The 18,603-nt window shown below is 39.0% G+C and carries 17 protein-coding genes and 1 pseudogene; 14 read left to right on the forward strand and 4 right to left on the reverse strand.

Going from position 1 to position 18,603, the window contains the following annotated elements:
* Positions 1 to 20: 20 nt before the first annotated feature.
* Complete coding sequence (locus tag ABID23_RS05230; protein ID WP_354190023.1) at positions 21 to 1,904, reverse strand: peptidyl-prolyl cis-trans isomerase; 1,884 nt, start codon at positions 1,902 to 1,904, stop codon at positions 21 to 23.
* 164 nt (positions 1,905 to 2,068) lie between these two features.
* Here ABID23_RS05230 and tpiA point away from each other — a divergent pair, with 164 nt between their 5' ends.
* From tpiA to ABID23_RS05300, 14 genes and pseudogenes are all read left to right on the forward strand, one after another.
* Complete coding sequence (tpiA, locus tag ABID23_RS05235; protein ID WP_354190025.1) at positions 2,069 to 2,833, forward strand: triose-phosphate isomerase; 765 nt, start codon at positions 2,069 to 2,071, stop codon at positions 2,831 to 2,833.
* An 82-nt stretch (positions 2,834 to 2,915) separates the two neighbouring features.
* The gene (gene secG / locus ABID23_RS05240; protein WP_354190027.1) at positions 2,916 to 3,344 is read left to right on the forward strand and encodes a preprotein translocase subunit SecG; all 429 of its coding nucleotides are present in this window, start codon (positions 2,916 to 2,918) and stop codon (positions 3,342 to 3,344) included.
* Between the two features lie 141 nt (positions 3,345 to 3,485).
* Positions 3,486 to 5,114 (forward strand): CTP synthase, encoded by a 1,629-nt coding sequence (pyrG, locus tag ABID23_RS05245; RefSeq protein ID WP_354190029.1) that lies wholly within the window; start codon positions 3,486 to 3,488, stop codon positions 5,112 to 5,114.
* 27 nt (positions 5,115 to 5,141) lie between these two features.
* Positions 5,142 to 5,978: a 3-deoxy-8-phosphooctulonate synthase gene (gene kdsA / locus ABID23_RS05250; RefSeq protein ID WP_354190031.1), complete on the forward strand. Its 837-nt coding sequence runs from the start codon at positions 5,142 to 5,144 to the stop codon at positions 5,976 to 5,978.
* Between the two features lie 69 nt (positions 5,979 to 6,047).
* On the forward strand, positions 6,048 to 7,319 hold the full coding sequence (gene eno, locus ABID23_RS05255) for a phosphopyruvate hydratase (RefSeq protein WP_354190033.1): 1,272 nt from the start codon (positions 6,048 to 6,050) through the stop codon (positions 7,317 to 7,319).
* Between the two features lie 90 nt (positions 7,320 to 7,409).
* Entirely contained in the window at positions 7,410 to 7,817 is a 408-nt protein-coding gene (locus ABID23_RS05260; RefSeq protein ID WP_354190035.1) for a TM2 domain-containing protein, read from the forward strand.
* Between the two features lie 411 nt (positions 7,818 to 8,228).
* Positions 8,229 to 8,639: pseudogene (locus ABID23_RS05265) on the forward strand (TM2 domain-containing protein).
* A 173-nt stretch (positions 8,640 to 8,812) separates the two neighbouring features.
* The gene (locus ABID23_RS05270) at positions 8,813 to 9,142 is read left to right on the forward strand and encodes an FtsB family cell division protein (RefSeq protein WP_354190037.1); all 330 of its coding nucleotides are present in this window, start codon (positions 8,813 to 8,815) and stop codon (positions 9,140 to 9,142) included.
* Positions 9,143 to 9,269: 127 nt separating this feature from the next.
* Complete coding sequence (gene pdhA, locus ABID23_RS05275; protein ID WP_354190039.1) at positions 9,270 to 10,310, forward strand: pyruvate dehydrogenase (acetyl-transferring) E1 component subunit alpha; 1,041 nt, start codon at positions 9,270 to 9,272, stop codon at positions 10,308 to 10,310.
* 16 nt (positions 10,311 to 10,326) lie between these two features.
* Positions 10,327 to 11,709 carry a pyruvate dehydrogenase complex E1 component subunit beta gene (locus ABID23_RS05280; RefSeq protein WP_354190041.1) on the forward strand — a complete coding sequence of 461 codons (1,383 nt, stop codon included), beginning with the start codon at positions 10,327 to 10,329 and terminating at the stop codon, positions 11,707 to 11,709.
* Between the two features lie 14 nt (positions 11,710 to 11,723).
* Positions 11,724 to 13,052 carry a pyruvate dehydrogenase complex dihydrolipoamide acetyltransferase gene (locus tag ABID23_RS05285; protein ID WP_354190043.1) on the forward strand — a complete coding sequence of 443 codons (1,329 nt, stop codon included), beginning with the start codon at positions 11,724 to 11,726 and terminating at the stop codon, positions 13,050 to 13,052.
* 221 nt (positions 13,053 to 13,273) lie between these two features.
* Complete coding sequence (lpdA, locus tag ABID23_RS05290; protein ID WP_354190045.1) at positions 13,274 to 14,734, forward strand: dihydrolipoyl dehydrogenase; 1,461 nt, start codon at positions 13,274 to 13,276, stop codon at positions 14,732 to 14,734.
* Between the two features lie 72 nt (positions 14,735 to 14,806).
* Entirely contained in the window at positions 14,807 to 15,769 is a 963-nt protein-coding gene (lipA, locus tag ABID23_RS05295; RefSeq protein ID WP_354190047.1) for a lipoyl synthase, read from the forward strand.
* Between the two features lie 2 nt (positions 15,770 to 15,771).
* Positions 15,772 to 16,233: a type II toxin-antitoxin system RatA family toxin gene (locus ABID23_RS05300; protein ID WP_354190049.1), complete on the forward strand. Its 462-nt coding sequence runs from the start codon at positions 15,772 to 15,774 to the stop codon at positions 16,231 to 16,233.
* A 100-nt stretch (positions 16,234 to 16,333) separates the two neighbouring features.
* On the opposite strand, the gene ABID23_RS05305 is transcribed toward ABID23_RS05300, so the two are convergent.
* The 3 genes from ABID23_RS05305 to rirA are packed head-to-tail and all read right to left on the reverse strand — an operon-like array spanning position 16,334 to position 18,478.
* The gene (locus ABID23_RS05305; RefSeq protein ID WP_354190051.1) at positions 16,334 to 16,822 is read right to left on the reverse strand and encodes a CinA family protein; all 489 of its coding nucleotides are present in this window, start codon (positions 16,820 to 16,822) and stop codon (positions 16,334 to 16,336) included.
* The gene (locus ABID23_RS05310) at positions 16,819 to 18,012 is read right to left on the reverse strand and encodes a bifunctional 2-C-methyl-D-erythritol 4-phosphate cytidylyltransferase/2-C-methyl-D-erythritol 2,4-cyclodiphosphate synthase (RefSeq protein WP_354190083.1); all 1,194 of its coding nucleotides are present in this window, start codon (positions 18,010 to 18,012) and stop codon (positions 16,819 to 16,821) included. The genes ABID23_RS05305 and ABID23_RS05310 overlap by 4 nt, the downstream gene beginning before the upstream one ends.
* Before the next feature lie 16 nt (positions 18,013 to 18,028).
* Entirely contained in the window at positions 18,029 to 18,478 is a 450-nt protein-coding gene (gene rirA, locus ABID23_RS05315) for an iron-responsive transcriptional regulator RirA (RefSeq protein WP_354190053.1), read from the reverse strand.
* Positions 18,479 to 18,603: the final 125 nt, after the last annotated feature.

The following is an 18,603-nucleotide window of genomic DNA, read 5'->3' on the forward strand; positions in this document are numbered from 1 at the left end:
GAACGTTTGCAATGTTTTTACTAAAGAGCATTGAAGATTTGCTTATAAGTAATGCGATTAATTTCTAGAGGATGCTCTTTATTGGCAACTTGCAACATTTCTAGCTTTAGGTCTTCTCTTATCATCATATCTATATTGTTACGAATATCAGATGAAAGAGTCTGAGAAGTAATGTCTTTAGGCATAGTTACGCTCTTTATTTGATAAACGATACGACGCGTTGTAACAGGACCTTGTATTATGCCATAGTAGCCTTCTGGATTAGAAAAGACTGCTTTAACACCTTCCATTCCAAAGACTTCGTACGAATCTTGGCGTCGCAGGGCCTGTGTTGTTTGTTTTGTAACACCTAATGTATGGGCAAGAGAAATAAGACTTTTCCCTTCATTAAGTTGTTTGAGAGCATTTTGGGCTCTTTCATCAAGAAGGCGCTGAGTTTCTTCACTTTTCCATTGAAAAAGTACATCTTTCTCAGCTTCTTCAAATGTTCTATCACGGGCAGGAATAATTTTATCAACTTTATACCAGAGATAGCCATCTTTCTGAAGAGAGAGAGGATCAAGATCTACGCCTTCATTTGATTGATAAATAGCATTCAGTAAGATATCTTTCTGGGGTAAATCGATGATTTTACCTTCAATTGTTTTTCCTGTTTTGTCTATGGTCATTGTACGCAGAGGTAATTTATATTGGTCAGCAAGCTCTTTGAGAGAAGCCCCCTCAAAACGTGCATTTTCAATTGTTGCATAATGATTACGCATATCACTTATAGCACGATTTCGAGCCAGTGTTTGACGAATATTTTCTTCTGCTTTTTCAAGAGGAATGGAATGAGAAGGCTCAATATGCGTCACGCGAATGATAACAGGACCTTGTAAATCATTGATAACAGCACTGATTTGTCCCTTTGGGAGCTCAAAAACCTCAGATGCCAAGTGATTGGGAAGCTCACTTTCTGTTAGAGGACCTTTTGTGATGTCATTAAGGGTTTTGTTTTCAGCTTTAACGATCTCTTCAAAACTCAATCCGTTTGTTATCTTTTTTGCGGCATTGTCGGCAGCTTCACGTGTAGGAAAGCGTAATTCTTCAATCGTACGTTTTTCAGGAGTCATGAAGTGCGAGACATTTTGTGTATAATAATTTTTCACTTCATCTTCTGAGATAGATTCAGGCTTCGCAATTTCATCTGATGTCATAGATAATAAAAAAACAGTACGGTATTCGGGAGCACGAAATTCACTTTTATGCGTTTCAAACCACTTTTTTAACACTTCTTGATCAGGGGCAGAAATTGTGTCTGTGTCTTTTAAATCAATAACAATATAATCAGCGACACGCGTTTCTCTTTGATAGAGAGCGAGTGCTTTGTAAAAGAGATCGGGTGCCGTCACTCCGGACAGTGAAGCTGAAATGAGCTGGTTGCGCTTTTCTTTTTTTGTATAATAATCGAGGAAATTACTTTCATTTATACGCAAATGTTGAAGATAGTTACGAAATAAATTTTGGTCAAAGGCACCATTTATGTGAAACATATTATCAGCGCTAAGAATGCGAGCGACTGCATCTTTTGAAAGACTAATTTTCATTTTACGCACTTGTTCGTCAAACAGTACGTCTTGTTGTAACTGATTAAAAACAAAAGCAGGGATTTGATATTGTTGCATCTCATTTTGTGTAAACATTCGTCCAAGGTGAGACGCAATTGCTAAACGCGCGCTTTGATCGGCCAATGCAAGACGATAACCATCAACAGTTATTGTTGATTTTCCAGAAGTAATAAGATCTCTTTCACCCGTTGTATGTAATTGTGGTATCCCCCATAAAAGGACAAAGCATAAAAGCAAAATAGCGAGAAAAATCCTGGAAACCCAAGACTGTGTAGCATTTCTTAAGATGTCAAGCATCGTTCAATTCCATTTTTCGCGTGAGTTATTATTAAAGCAAGAGTAGAATTTGCAATAAAGATACGAAAGATGCAAGCTCAAAGGCTTGCTTTCATTTTATAATTTGATACCTAAAAGGGAAATAATATCAAATATTGTGTTGTGATTGCTCTTGAGGTGAAGATATGTCTCCGAATATTCGTCCTTTTATTGCTGGAAATTGGAAAATGAATGGAACTGGTGAATCACTTGGAGAGTTGCGCGCCATTGCTGCTGGTGTTAGCTCTGATTTAGGTCGTTTGTTTGAAGCTCTTATTTGTGTTCCAGCAACACTTTTATCACGTGCTTCTGATATCTTGGGTGGTGAAAATCTTCTTTTAGGGGGGCAAGACTGCCATTTTAATGATTATGGTCCTCATACTGGAGATATTTCAGCCTTCATGCTTAAAGAATCAGGAGCAAGTTATGTTATTGTTGGTCATTCAGAACGCCGCACAATTTACCAGGAAAGTAATGCAATTGTTTGTGCTAAAGTGCGCGCGGCATGGCGTGCTGGTCTTGTTGCTCTTGTTTGTATTGGTGAAACATTAGAGGAGCGCCAAAATAATAATGTTTTGGGTGTTCTCAGAAAACAGCTTGAGGGATCTTTACCAGATGAAGCAACCGCAGAAAATATCATTGTTGCTTATGAGCCTATATGGGCTATAGGGACAGGAAATACAGCTACTTCAGCAGATATTGCAGAGGTACATCACTTTATCCGTGATGAGATGTACACTCGTTTTTCTGATGAAGGAAACAAAATACGACTGCTGTATGGCGGATCAGTGAAGCCATCCAATGCATTTGATCTTTTGAGCGTTGACCATGTTGATGGTGCTTTGATCGGTGGAGCAAGTTTAAAAGCGATTGATTTTTTAACTATTTGTGATGTTTATCGTAAATTATAATAGAGGAATCATGCTTTTCCCCTTGGATTATGTGTCATTTATGTGTAAATAGCTGTGAATAGTTATTTGAAGAGCAGAGTTTATGCAAACAGTACTTATTGTTATTCATTTTTTGATTGTTATTACTTTGGTTGGTGTTATATTAATCCAACCTTCGGAAGGTGGTGGGCTTGGAGCAAGCGGTGGCTCTGAGTTAATGAGAGTGCGTGGGACCAAAAATCCGTTAACGCGTTTGACTGCTATTTTGGCATGTTGCTTTTTTGCAGTATCCATTGGCCTTATTGTTGTGGGAAATATATCAAATTCTAGTTCTGATATTCTTGAGCGTATACCATCTAATTCAAAACAAACCCCTGGAAATAAAGAGATTCCAGAGGAAATACCGTCATCAAATAGTGAGGCTCAGCCTTCGATTCTTGAACAGTTAAAAGATGTTTCGACCCCAACACAGGAACAAAAAGAACCTGCAAATCTTGAAAGTGAAAGTCCAGTTCCTCCAGTTTCAGAATAACAGTACAAAGAGGTTTTTCCAAAATTATATAGATTTTAAAAAGGTGATTTTTTCACCTTTTTTATTTCGTATAAGAAAAATGGTTTCTTTTTATATTTTTTTCTGGAAAAATCATAATAAACGGCTTATCACCATAAGCCCATGATACGTTATATTTTTATTACTGGCGGTGTGGTTTCTTCTCTTGGAAAGGGAATCGCTTCGGCGGCGTTAGCTGCATTGTTACAGGCGCGTGGATATCGTGTACGGATTCGAAAGCTTGATCCTTATTTGAATGTTGATCCAGGTACAATGTCACCTTATCAACATGGTGAGGTTTTCGTAACTGACGATGGCGCAGAAACTGATCTGGACCTTGGTCATTATGAACGCTTTACGGGACGTTCGGCAAATAGCCAAGATAATATTACAACAGGGCGCATTTATCGCAATATTATTGAACGAGAACGACGTGGTGATTATTTAGGGGCAACCGTGCAGGTTATTCCTCATGTGACCGATGAAATTAAGCAATTCATTACGACGGGCAATGAAGAGTTCGATTTTGTTTTATGCGAAATAGGTGGAACGGTTGGTGATATTGAGGCAATGCCTTTTTTAGAAGCGATTCGTCAGCTTCACAATGAGTTACCAAGACAAAGTGTTGTTTATGTGCATCTTACATTAATGCCTTATATTCCTTCGGCTGGTGAATTAAAAACCAAACCAACACAACATTCTGTCAAAGAATTACAATCTATTGGTATTGCTCCTGATATTTTATTGGTGCGTGCAGATCGTCCTATTCCAGAAACAGAACGTAGAAAATTATCACTTTTTTGTAATGTTCGCTCGAGTGCAGTGATTCAGGCATTAGATGTTTCCACAATTTATGATGTGCCTGTAGCATATCATAAGGAAGGCTTAGATTCAGAAGTTCTTTCCGCTTTTGGAATGAACGCTACATCTAAACCAAAAATGGATTGTTGGGAGGATATTGCACACCGAATTCATCATCCCGAAGGGGAAGTTACAGTTGCTGTTGTTGGAAAATATACCGGATTGAAGGATGCTTATAAATCTCTTAGTGAAGCGATTGCGCATGGTGGTTTAGCTAATAAAGTAAAAGTTAATATTGAATGGATTGATGCGGAGCTTTTTGAAAAAGAAGATCCTGCGTCTTATTTGCAAAAGGTTCATGGTATTTTAGTTCCTGGTGCTTTTGGGTTTCGTGGTGCAGAAGGCAAAATACGGGCAATTCAATTTGCACGTGAGCATAAAATTCCGTTTTTAGGCATTTGTTTTGGGATGCAGTTGGCTTGCATAGAAACTGCACGCAATATTGCGAATATTGAGAGTGCTTCATCAAGTGAGTTTTGTGAGACACCAAATCCGATTGTTGGTTTAATGGCTGAATGGTTCAAAGGCGATGTTCTTGAAAAGCGTACAAAATGTGGAGACCTTGGTGGGTCAATGCGTCTTGGTGCATTTGAAGCGACATTAAAAGAAGGCAGCCATATAGCAAAAATTTATGGAACAACAAAGATTTATGAGAGACATCGTCATCGTTATGAAGTCAATATTGCTTATAAAGATAAGTTAGAACAGTGTGGTTTGATTTTTTCCGGTATGTCTCCTGATGGTATTTTACCAGAAATAGTAGAATATAGAGATCATCCTTGGTTCATTGGTGTTCAATATCATCCGGAACTGAAGTCGCGTCCATTTGACCCGCATCCTCTTTTTGCTTCTTTTATTAAAGCCACTATAGAGCAGAGTCGATTGGTTTAATTTATAAGTTTTAATTTGAGGGATAAGATGTTTAAACCAAATGCTATTATAGAGGTTGGCAACGTTATTTTTTCAAATGAAGCGCCTTTGTCACTGATTGCAGGACCATGCCAGATGGAAAGCCGAGAGCATGCTTTTGAAATGGCTGGGCGGATTAAAGAAGTCGCAGATCAAGTTGGTATTAAATTTGTTTATAAGTCTAGTTACGACAAAGCCAACAGAACATCCCTGAACGGGGCACGTGGTATTGGTCTTGAAAAGGCAATGATTATTTTTTCTGATTTGAAAAAAGAGTTCGGTTGTCCAGTATTGACGGATGTCCATACAGAAGAGCAATGCGCGATTGTTGCTCCTACGGTGGATATTTTACAAATCCCTGCTTTTTTATGTCGCCAAACAGATCTTTTAGTAGCCGCTGCCAAAACAGGGCGTATCATCAATATTAAAAAAGGTCAATTTTTAGCTCCGTGGGATATGGAGAATGTTTTAAGAAAGGTCACGCAAAGTGGTAATCTGAATGTTATGATCTGTGAACGAGGTACTTCATTTGGTTATAACCGGCTCATTTCTGATATGCGTGCATTACCTATTTTGCGGTCGTTTGGGGCTCCTGTTATTTTTGATGCAACGCATTCTGTTCAGGAGCCGGGTGGACAAGGTAATTCATCTGGTGGGCAACGTCAATTTGTTGAAGTCTTAGCACGCGCAGCCGTTTCTGTAGGGGTTGCAGGTGTTTTCTTGGAAACACATCAAGATCCAGATCATGCGCCTTCTGATGGACCTAATATGATAAAAGTTGATGAATTACAAAGACTTCTTGAGATTTTAATGGAATTTGATTATCTGTCAAAAAAGATGCATTGACAAAGAGAGAGTATTTTTCATTATGGTGTTTAAAATGAAACAAGACTTTTGTCGGATAAGGGAGCGTATATGACTATAATTGTCGATATCATTGGACGTGAAGTACTTGATAGTCGGGGGAATCCAACGGTAGAGGTTGATGTTCATTTGGAGAATGGAGCTTTTGGTCGTGCTCTTGTTCCCTCAGGGGCATCGACAGGGGCGCATGAAGCTGTAGAGCTTCGTGATGGTGGTATGCGCTATCAGGGAAAAGGTGTTGAAAAAGCAGTTGCTGCAGTCAACGGTGAAATTCTTGAGGAGCTTGGTGGACGCGATGCAAGAAATCAAATTGCTATTGATCAAGCATTGATTGCTTTGGATGGAACACCAAACAAAGCGCGTCTTGGTGCTAATGCGCTTCTTGGTGTTTCATTGGCTGTTGCAAAGGCGGCTGCAGAATCATTAAACCTGCCTTTATATCGCTATATTGGTGGTATACAAGCACACGTTCTTCCAACACCTATGATGAATATTATTAATGGTGGTGTTCATGCTGATAACCCAATCGATTTTCAGGAGTTTATGATTATTCCTGTAGGAGCACCTACGGTGAAAGAAGCCGTCCGCTACGGTGCTGAGATTTTCCATACATTAAAAAAACGTCTAAAAGATGCAGGATATAATACGAATGTGGGCGATGAGGGTGGTTTTGCTCCTCAATTAAAAAGTGCTGAGCAGGCAATTGATTTTATTATGGAATCTGTAACAGCTTGTGGATACAAATTAGGTGAACAGATTGCTTTTGGTTTAGATTGTGCCGCGACCGAACTTTATAAAAATGGTTCTTATTTTTATAAAGGTGAGGATAAATGTCGAAATTCTCAAGAACAGGTCAACTATTTGACACAACTTGTTGAAACTTATCCCATTATTACAATTGAGGATGGGATGGCTGAGGATGATTGGGAAGGTTGGAAATTACTTACTGATTCGATTGGGAGAAAATGTCAGCTGGTTGGTGATGATTTGTTTGTAACAAATTCTGCACGTTTGTGTGAGGGTATCAAAATGGGAGTAGCTAATTCTATTCTGATTAAAGTAAATCAGATTGGAACATTGAGTGAAACGCTTGATGCTGTAGAAACAGCACATAAAGCGGGCTATCATGCTATTATATCCCATCGTTCAGGTGAAACGGAAGATTCTTTTATTGCAGATCTTGCTGTTGCGACGAATTGTGGGCAGATTAAAACGGGATCACTTGCGCGTTCGGATAGATTAGCAAAATATAATCAGCTCATTCGTATTGAAGAAATGCTAGGAAACCAGGCGTGTTATGCTGGTGGTTTTCATCGTCGATAATGATGAGTATAAAGCTTTTATATGATTTGATTATGAGATTAAATGATTTTATCAAAGATATGTACGTAACAATTTTATAGGTATTTAAATATGAGAGGTATAATTATTAGCCAAGATCAAGGAACATATCTCGTCTCCGGTGATGATGGTAAGCGTTATCAGTTTGCGATTTGGGATTGGTGTGGAAAGAAGCCACCGAGGGTAGGGCAAACCATTGACTTTGTATGTGAAGGAAGTGTGATTAATTCTGTCTTTCCATTGTTACAACAGGGGTCGGAGTCTTCAAAAGTCATGTTAGCGCTTATTTGTTGGGTTGCTGGTTTATTTGGAGTTCATCGTTTTATGGTGGGTAAAGTTAAAACTGGTGCTTTAATGCTTATTCTATCTTTGACAATTTTTGGAGTGCTGATTACAGCAATTTGGATGATGGTTGACTTTATAGTTATTGTTGCTGGGAAATTTACAGACAAAAATGGGAATGAAATTACACATTGGTAGAATTTTATACTAACTATAGTTATAATAAGATTTAAAGGAATGGATCATGTTGTTATTGTAAATATATTTGGCATATAGTGGAAAAATACTTATATTTGTGTATTTAATAGTGAAAAATACTGCATAGTTGAATAAAAATATTGCAAAAAACTATATTATCTTATATGAACAGGACAGTATCATTAATTAATTAAAGCATTTTTACCTTTATGCTCTTTTATAGTGTTGGGGGGGATAAGTTATTGGGGGGCAAGCTATTCAAATTTCCATGTGTATCTTGAGTTGTCAGTTTCTCTTATTAAAGCTGCGTGAGTATGAGTTTTATTCATGCCGTAAGCTGATCAATATGTTATTAAACCAGAAAAGCGTGCTTCTTAATAAGACGTGAGTAATGATTTATAGGTAGAAAAAATGGAGGGTCAGATTATTAGTCAAGGTTAAGGGAGTTATCTTGTTGCGGGTGATGATGATAAGCACTATCAATTTGTGAGTTTAGATTGGTTTGGAAAAAAGACCACCAGTGGTTGGTGATGTTGTTGGCTTTGTACGTGAGGGTAATGTTATTAAGTCTGTTTTTCCTTTACTCTAATAAAAGTCAGTCAGAGCGATCAAAGGTAGTATTGGCGCTTGTGTGTTTTTTTAATGGGAGGATTTGGTATTCATCGTTTTATGGTCGGTAAAGTGGGGACTGGTATTTTTATGCTTATCTTCTTTTTATCACTTGTTGGGATATTGATATCTGGAATTTGAGCATTTATTGATTTTATAGTTATTTTAACGGGGAATTTTACCGATAAAGATGGCTATAAAGTTACAGCTTAACAGATGCCAGGTAATATAAATACCATAAATGAATATATTGCTGACTTTTATTGTGGGAAGTGTATGGAAAAAAATGACCTTAAAGTGAATGTTTGGTAATGAGGTATTAATCAAAATTATGCACTGTTAGGCAAAGTATGAAGACGATTAAGTTGTAAAGACTGTGCTATTTTATGTGGACAAAGCAAAAACGCAGATCAATTAGAATGCGGTTTGTACTGCCGTTTATGACGGTAGGGGTTTTGAGCTATTTCAGTTATCATATTTATCATGGTGAATACGGACTGTATTCACGCAGTGAGGTTAATAGACATATTATTGAATTAGAAGAAGAGCTTCACAAAGTGGAAACTGAACGGATAGCCATCGAAAAGCGTATTTCTCTTTTACGTAACGGACATATTGAGAGGGATATGTTGGATGAATATATTCGAAAGAATTTAAACTTTTCTAAGCCGAATGAATTGACAATTCTAACTCCTTTAAGTGATATTAAGAACTAATCCGAAATTTCTTAATTTCAAAAAATATTTTGAAACAATTACCTATAATAAGGTTTAAGCTGATTGATAATACTTGTAACTTGCATTCGTAAAGAGTATTCCTAAACAATCATAAAGGGAGTTTAGTATGGCAGAAAGGTCTAAAAAAGGTTCTGCGTCGGTGGTACACACGACATTATCAAACGCTACCAAGAGAGCACCTATAGCGCATTTTAAAAAAGAAGAAGAAATTGATGCTTACCGTAGGATGCTTTTAATCCGTCGTTTTGAAGAAAAAGCAGGACAGCTTTATGGTATGGGGCTTATTGGTGGTTTTTGTCATCTTTATATCGGGCAGGAAGCTGTTGTCATTGGGACGTTAAAGTCTGCGAAGGAAGGTGATCAGGTTATCACGTCTTACCGTGACCATGGGCATATGTTAGCTGTTGGGATGAGTCCACGTGGTGTGATGGCAGAATTAACAGGGCGTCAAGGTGGTTTTTCCAAAGGGAAAGGGGGATCGATGCATATGTTTTCTAAAGAAAAAAGTTTTTATGGGGGGCATGGTATTGTTGGTGCACAGGTTCCCATTGGTTCAGGGTTAGCATTTTCAAATCAGTATCTTGGTAAAGATAACGTGACACTGGTATATTTTGGCGATGGTGCTGCAAATCAGGGGCAAGTTTACGAAAGTTTTAATATGGCTTCACTTTGGAAGCTTCCTGTAGTTTATATCATTGAAAATAATCAGTATGCTATGGGAACATCTGTTTCACGCGCATCGGCAGAGACTGATTTTTCTCGTCGTGGTCTTTCTTTTGAAATTCCAGGTATTGTTGTTGATGGTATGGATGTTCGAGCGGTAAAAGGGGCTGCTGATGAAGCAATTTCTTGGGCGCGTTCGGGTAAAGGGCCTATTATTCTTGATATGCAGACCTATCGTTATCGTGGTCACTCTATGTCTGATCCAGCAAAATATCGCTCGAAAGAAGAGGTTCAGAAAATAAAAGAAGAACATGATCCGATTGATCAGGTGAGGAATCGAATTCTTAAACAAGGATTTGCAAATGAAGATGATCTAAAATCGATTGATAAAGAGGTGCGTTCTATTATTGCGGATGCTGTCGATTTTGCGCAAAGTGATCAAGAGCCAGATGCTGCTGAGCTCTATAGGGATATTTTAGTTTGATGTGAGGGAAGTAAGTATGTCTATTGATATTTTGATGCCTGCGCTTTCACCAACAATGGAAGAAGGCAAGTTGTCTAAATGGCTCAAGAAAGAGGGGGACAAGGTTACTTCTGGTGATGTGATTGCTGAAATTGAAACTGATAAAGCAATGATGGAAGTAGAAGCTGTTGATGAAGGAACAATTGGTAAAATTTGTGTGCCTGAAGGCTCTGAAGGTGTAAAGGTTAATACAGTTATCGCGGTCTTATTAGAAGAGGGAGAAAGTGTTGGAGATATCCCACAAACGACCGATTCTTCTGCACCTTCGAAAGTGAAGCCAAAAAACGAGAATGTATCTTCTACTTTTTCGTCATCAGTGCAAGAAGAACCCACTTTTGATACGCCTCCTGATTTTGATATTTCCGCTGGGACAAAAATGGTTACGATGACGGTGCGTGAGGCGCTTAATCAGGCGATGGCCGAAGAGATGCGACGTGATGAAATGGTTTTCCTCTTAGGGGAAGAGGTTGCGCAATATCAGGGTGCCTACAAGGTGAGTCAGGGGTTATTGGAAGAATTTGGTACGCGTCGAGTTATAGATACACCAATCACAGAACATGGTTTTGCAGGATTGGCTGTTGGAGCTGCGTTTGGAGGGTTACGTCCCATTGTTGAGTTCATGACATTTAACTTTGCTATGCAGGCAATGGATCAAATTATTAATTCTGCAGCTAAAACGCGTTATATGTCTGGTGGGCAAATGACTGCTCCTATGGTTTTTCGTGGTCCCAATGGGGCGGCTGCGCGTGTTGGTGCTCAGCACTCTCAGTGTTATGCTGCTTGGTATGGTCATGTGCCAGGACTTAAGGTTGTTATGCCTTATAGTGCCGCAGATGCAAAAGGTTTGCTAAAAGCGGCTATTCGTGATGATAATCCTGTTGTTTTCCTTGAAAATGAGATTTTATATGGTCATCAATTTGATGTTCCTCAAATAGATGATTTTGTTTTACCTATTGGTCGAGCACGTATTCATAAATCTGGACAAGATGCTACGATTGTTGCATGTGGGATTGGGATGCACTACGCGGTTCAGTCATTGCCAGAAATTGAAAAGCTTGGTATCGATGTTGAGCTCATTGACTTACGAACTATTCGTCCAATGGATCTTCCAACAATTATTTCTTCGGTTAAAAAAACGGGGCGTTTGATAACAATTGAAGAAGGATATCCTCAGTCATCGGTTGGAACTGAAATAGCAACACGCGTTATGCAGCAGGCTTTTGATTATCTTGATGCACCCATTGCTACAATTTCTGGTAAGGATGTCCCTATGCCTTATGCTGCTAATCTTGAAAAGTTAGCTTTGCCCAGCATTTCTGAAATTGTTGAAGCCGTTAAGGCTGTAACTTATAAAGCATAACGGAGGAAAGCACGATGCCCATTAAAATTACAATGCCTGCGCTTTCTCCGACGATGGAAGAAGGAAATCTATCAAAGTGGAATGTTAAGGTAGGAGATAAAGTTTCCCCTGGTGACGTTATTGCGGAAATCGAGACAGATAAGGCAACGATGGAGGTAGAGGCTGTTGATGAAGGAACGGTTGCTAAGATCGTTGTTCCAGCTGGGACGCAAGGCGTTAAAGTGAATAGTTTGATCGTCATTTTAGCAGAAGATGGTGAAGACTTGGCTGATGCAGCAAAAGTTGCAGAAGAGTCGGCTAACGCTTTTGTCATTAAAGAATCAGAGGATGCAAAACAGGTGGAATCGAAGAATACACAGATGTCCCATGCATCATCAGTTTCGCCATTAGTGCAACAAGATCAAAAAAACAGACGCCCTTTTTCATCTCCTTTAGCGCGGCGATTAGCAGCGCAGGCAGGGCTTGATTTATCATTTGTTTCTGGAAGTGGTCCTCATGGGCGTATTATCAAGCGCGATGTAGAAAAAGCATTGAGTGGTGGTGTTCTTGAGGATTCTTATTCGTCACAAATTGGCCAACCAGTAGTGGCAGGTGCATCTGATGAACAGATCCTGAAGCTTTTCAAAGAGGATGAATATGTGTTTACCTCCCATAGTAATATGCGTAAAACAATCGCTAAACGTTTGGTTGAATCAAAGCAAACAGTTCCACATTTTTATGTGACGGTAGATTGTGAACTCGATGCGTTATTGGGACTTCGTACGCAGTTGAATGCTGCAGCCCCTATGGTTAAGACGCAAGAAGGATCTAAACCAGCTTACAAGCTTTCTGTTAATGATATGATTATTAAAGCAGTTGCTCTTTCTTTGAAAGCGGTTCCAGATGCGCATGTTTCTTGGCTTGAAGGTGGAATGCTCCACCACAAGCACTGTGATGTTGGCGTAGCGGTTTCTGTTCCCGATGGCTTAATTACCCCTATTATTCGTCATGCAGAGAAAAAGCCTTTATCAATTATTTCTAACGAGATGAAGGATTTTGTAAAGCGTGCACGTGAGCGTAAGTTAAAGATGGAAGAGTATCAGGGTGGGACAACAGCTGTATCAAATATGGGAATGTATGGCGTGAAAAATTTTTCGGCTATTCTTAATCCTCCACATGCAACAATTTTTGCCATTGGCGCAGGTGAAAAGCGTGCTATTGTTAAAAATGACGCATTAGTGGTTGCGACAGTCATGTCTGTTACGCTTTCTGCGGATCATCGTGCTGTTGATGGTGCTTTAGCTGCAAACCTCGCTCAAACTTTTAAAAAGATAATTGAGAACCCATTGGTAATGCTCATTTGAGTTTTTTAAAAGCCACTTCACGCAAATTATTTATGCGTGCAGCCGTTGATATTGTAAAAACGGATTTCAGGAGTTGAAGAGCAGCTTCGTAACCGTTTATAATTAGAAAAGCATTTATGTGAAGCTTAAAATAAAAGACATGAGAGAATTTTATCGATTGTTTTTTAGTTTAAATTCAAAAAATGCTTATTCGTTTAATGTGTTTCCATGGAGGGATTACTGTGGCGAATCTTTATGATGTAATTGTGATTGGGGCAGGGCCTGGCGGATATGTAACCGCGATTCGTGCGGCACAATGCGGTTTCAAAACTGCTATTATTGAACGTGAACATCTTGGTGGGATTTGCTTAAATTGGGGATGTATTCCGACAAAAGCCCTCTTACGTTCAGCAGAAATGAAACATTTTGCTGAACATGCCAAAGATTATGGTCTAAAGCTTAATGGTTCAGTTGAAGTCAATATTAAGGATATTGTGGCACGTTCGCGTGCGGTCTCAGCGCGTTTAAATGCCGGTGTTGGTTTTTTGATGAAAAAAAATGACATCAATATTATTTGGGGTGAAGCAAAGCTTACGAAAAAAGCGAAAGAGGGGAGGGCTGCAGAAATTACAGTTTCTTCATCGTCAAAACCGATTATGCAACCGCAAAATCCAGTACCTAAAGGAACATTAGGAGAGGGGACTTATCAGGCAAAATACGTCATTATTGCAACGGGTGCGCGTCCCCGTGTTCTTCCTGGTATGGAGCCAGATGGAAAGTTTATTTTGACTTATTTTGAAGCGATGATTCCACAGACGATTCCAAAGTCACTTTTGGTTATGGGATCTGGGGCAATTGGTATTGAATTTGCTTCTTTTTATCATGATATGGGAACAAAGGTGACTGTGGTTGAAATGATGCCTCATATTATGCCAGCCGAAGATATTGAAATTTCAACATTTGCTCGTAAACAGTTAGAGAAAAAAGGGATCCGTATTCTTACACAGGCGAAAGTGAAGAAGGTTGAAAAAGCTACTGATTCTATGACTGTGCATATTGATGTTAAGGGTAAGAGCGAAACAATTACAACGGATCGATTGATTTCAGCAGTTGGAGTTCAGGGTAATATTGAGAATCTTGGGTTAGAAACGCTCGGTATAAAAACTGAACATGGGTGTATTGTAACCAATGAATGGAGTTGGACAGGTGTAGAGGGAATCTACGCTATTGGTGATGTTGCTGGTCCTCCTATGTTGGCACATAAAGCAGAAGAAGAAGGGGTTATATGCATCGAACATCTTGCGGGTTTAGAGAATATTCACCCACTTGATAAGAAAAAAGTTCCAGGATGTACCTATTGCACGCCGCAAGTTGCCTCTGTAGGGCTATCAGAAGAGGCGGCAAAAGAAGCAGGTTATGATATACGTGTTGGTCGTTATTCCTTTTCAGCAAATGGCAAAGCGATTGCTTTGGGGGAAGATCAGGGGTTGGTGAAAACGATTTTTGATAAAAAAACAGGACAACTTCTTGGGGCACATATGGTTGGGGCAGAGGTAACAGAATTAATTCAAGGTTTTGTCATTGCTATGAATCTTGAAACAACTGAGCAGGAACTGATGCATACTGTTTTCCCACATCCAACATTATCAGAAATGATGAAAGAAAGTGTACTGGATGCGTATGGTCAAGTTTTAAATGCTTGATGGCTGGGATGTATGAAAAGTTTTGTGTTTAATTTTTCATCGGCATTCCATAATAATAAGGCAAAGGCTTAAATGGTTACGGTTGTTGATAGAGTTACGAATAGACGTGTGCGTCATCCCGAAAAAGCATATCGTCCGGATACAAGCATTCAAAAAAAACCAGATTGGATTCGCGTAAAAGCACCAACATCACCAATCTATAAAGAAACGCATGGTATTGTCCGTGCTCATAAGTTAGTGACCGTATGTGAAGAGGCAGGCTGTCCAAATGTTGGTGAGTGTTGGAGCCAACGGCATGCTAGTTTTATGATTCTGGGGGAAATATGTACACGGGCTTGTGCTTTTTGCAATGTTGCAACAGGTATTCCACTTGCTGTTGATGACAATGAGCCAGAGCGTGTAGCAAATGCTGTTGCACAAATGGAGTTGAAGCATGTTGTTATTACATCGGTTGATCGTGATGATCTTGCAGATGGTGGTGCTGGACATTTTGCAAAAGTTATTTTCGCTATTCGTCAAAAAGCATCCAAGACGACAATTGAAGTTCTCACACCTGATTTTCGTCATAAGGATGGGGCATTAGAGACGATTGTTGCTGCTAAACCTGATGTTTTTAACCATAATTTAGAAACAGTCCCTTCTAAATATTTAAAAGTGCGCCCAGGGGCACGTTATTTTCATTCTATTCGATTATTACAACGCGTTAAAGAACTTGATCCGACAATCTTCACAAAGTCAGGAATTATGGTTGGGCTTGGAGAAGAACGAAATGAAATTCTTCAGTTAATGGATGATTTGCGCTCTGCTGATGTTGACTTTATGACAATTGGGCAATATTTGCAGCCTACACGAAAGCATCATCCAGTTATTCGTTTCGTTCCTCCTGAAGAGTTTGAGTCCTTTGCTAAAATTGGTAAAGTGAAGGGTTTTCTACACATGGCTTCCAATCCTCTAACGCGCTCATCGCATCATGCGGGTGATGATTTCGCGATTTTGCAAAAGGCACGCGATAAAAAGTTTGCTTCACAGAGATAATTATGCCGACTTTTACAACACATCGGCAGGTTGCCCATAGCGCCAGTGAAATGTTTGACCTCGTATCAGATATTGAGTGTTATCCTGAATTTTTACCAATGTGTGAAGCTTTAATCGTCCGTTCTCGCAAAGAATGTAAAGACAAGATATTGCTTATTGCTGACATGACAGTTGGTTATAAGCTCATCCAAGAAACATTTACGACCCAAGTGTTTCTCCAGCCAAAGAAAAATCTCATAGAGGTTCAATATATTGATGGTCCATTCAAATATCTTGAAAATCGTTGGGCCTTTTATGATCTTGAAAAGGCCAAAGCGTGTAAAGCATGTAATGTAGAGTTTTTTATTGATTATGAATTTAAAAATAAAATGCTTGGACTGGTGATGGGGTCGATGTTTGACATTGCTTTTCATAAATTTACTGATGCTTTTGAGGAGCGTGCACACCAAATTTATGGAGCTTAAGAAACATAATTTACTGAGTTAGTATTTTTTGTAAGACCTACTCTAAATTGTGCGTTGCAATGATGATCATATGAAATCTTGAATCTAATGAAGGGAGTTTTTATTGGAGAGATTTTAAGACCATTTGCAAAGCGTTTTCAACGGTTGCATAGCGGATAGCTTGACGATCAAGATTGCCAAAATGTATCTTTTTATGTAAGGTCTTACGGTTTTTGTGAGCAACTGCAAAATGCACAAGTCCCACAGGTTTACCAGGACATGCTCCCCCTGGTCCAGCAATCCCTGTTACGGAAACAGCGATATCAGCTTGTGAGTATTGTAGTCCACCTTCAGCCATTGCAAGAGCAACTTCTTTTGAAACAGCACCATAGGTTTTTATAAGTTCAGGAGATACACCAACAAGGCGCATTTTCGCTTCATTTGAATAAACAACAAACCCACAGTCGAAGACATCTGATGATCCTGCAATATTCGTGAGGTTGGCAGCAATAAGTCCTCCTGTACAAGATTCAACGGTTGCTAAAAGTAAACCTTTTTTGCGACAAGCTGTAAGAATATCACGTGCTTGTTTTTCACAAAAATATGTCATTGAGGAATTTCTCCTGGATAGAGAACACTCGCTGTTGCAAAAGCTGCAATGCCTTCGCCACGACCAATAAATCCAAGCTTCTCATTTGTTGTTGCTTTTATAGAGATTCGATCGGATGAAATTGTGAGTATGTTCATAAGATTTTTTATCATAGTTTGACGATAGGGGCCGATTTTAGGTTCTTCAGCGATCAGTGTAATATCAATATTGGCAATACGACCACCTGCTTGTTTAACAATATCAAGAGCATGACGGAGAAAAAGTTCCGAAGACGCATTTTTCCATTGAGGATCAGAAGGGGGAAAGTGTGTGCCAATATCTCCTGCTCCTTGAGTAGCGAGAAGGGCATCTGTTAATGCATGAAGAGCAACATCAGCATCGGAGTGTCCATTTAGTTTTTTATGAAAGGGAATTTCTATGCCACATAATGTAAGAGAAGTTCCTTCTTCGAAAGAATGAGCATCATAACCATTTCCGGTGCGGATATCGGGAAATATTTGCATTTTTTTCTGAAGATATAAATTTGCGGTACTAAAGTCTTCGTACCATGTAATTTTTATATTGTTAGGATCGCCGGAAACAGTACGCATAGGAATTCCAAACCACTCTGCAATTTCAGAATCATCAGTAAATTCTTTGTTGCAAATGTGTTTTGCTTTTTCATGGGCACTCAGGATTCTTTTAAAAGGAAAACACTGTGGCGTTTGTGCACGATAAAGATGGGTACGTGGAATTGTCTCTAAAATGTGGTGTTCATCATTGACGCGTTTGAGAGTATCAGAAACAGCAAGGACAGGGAGAACACCTTCTTGGTGATTAACGGTGCTATGAATTGTTTCGAGGAGACGGTTTTCAATAAAGGGGCGTGCGCCATCATGAATATGGACATACTGAGGTTTGAAATTTTTAAGTGCATGCAGCCCATGTAAGGTAGATATTTGGCGTGTATTCCCTCCTTCAACAATAATAAGATGCTCTTTAAAATCGGCAATAGCCTGCTCACAGATTTGATGATCTTCTGGATGAATAACAAGAACAATCGTTTTAATGGCTGGATTCTGTAAAAAACAACGCACGGTATGATGAATAACCGGTTCGTTTCCCAGAAACCGATATTGTTTTGGAATTTTTTGGGAAGATCCTGCTCTTTCACCGCGTCCAGCGGCTAATATGATCGCTGCAATAGAAATACTAAATCTCCTCTTATTATTCTAGTTTGTCATTTTTATCATTGATTTTAAAGTGTTTTTTCAAGGATGATTTTTGTAGATCGGCCAAAGATATCACCGATAACACATCAAAAAAAGCATTTAATGCTTTATGAAGTGCAGTACTTAAGCTACAAAAATCTATCAATGGACAATTAGGTTCTACAGTGTCGAAACATTCCGCCATAGAAAAGTTATCTTCAGTGATTTTCACAACATCAGCTACTGAAATCTCTGCTGCGGGTTTTGCCAATTTAACGCCACCATTGCGCCCACGGACTGTTTGTATAAAACCAGCTTCAACGAGGGGGTGAAGGATTTTAAATAAAAAAAGTTCAGAAACGGCATATGCCTTAGCGATTTCTGGAATACGATTCAGAGTCTCTTGATTATTCGCACAGTACATAAGCATTCGCAGTGCATAATTTGTTTGTTTGGTTAACCGCATCTCATCTCCTCTATAAACTCACTGAATACTTTTTCTTTTAAAGATATTTTGCAGAATATAGAAGTAAAGATATTTTGCAGAATATAGAAGCTTTTTCTCCATTTTGCGGATTGGTTATAGTTTAA

Source organism: Bartonella silvatica, assembly GCF_040545155.1.
In the GTDB taxonomy this organism is placed as follows: domain Bacteria; phylum Pseudomonadota; class Alphaproteobacteria; order Rhizobiales; family Rhizobiaceae; genus Bartonella; species Bartonella silvatica.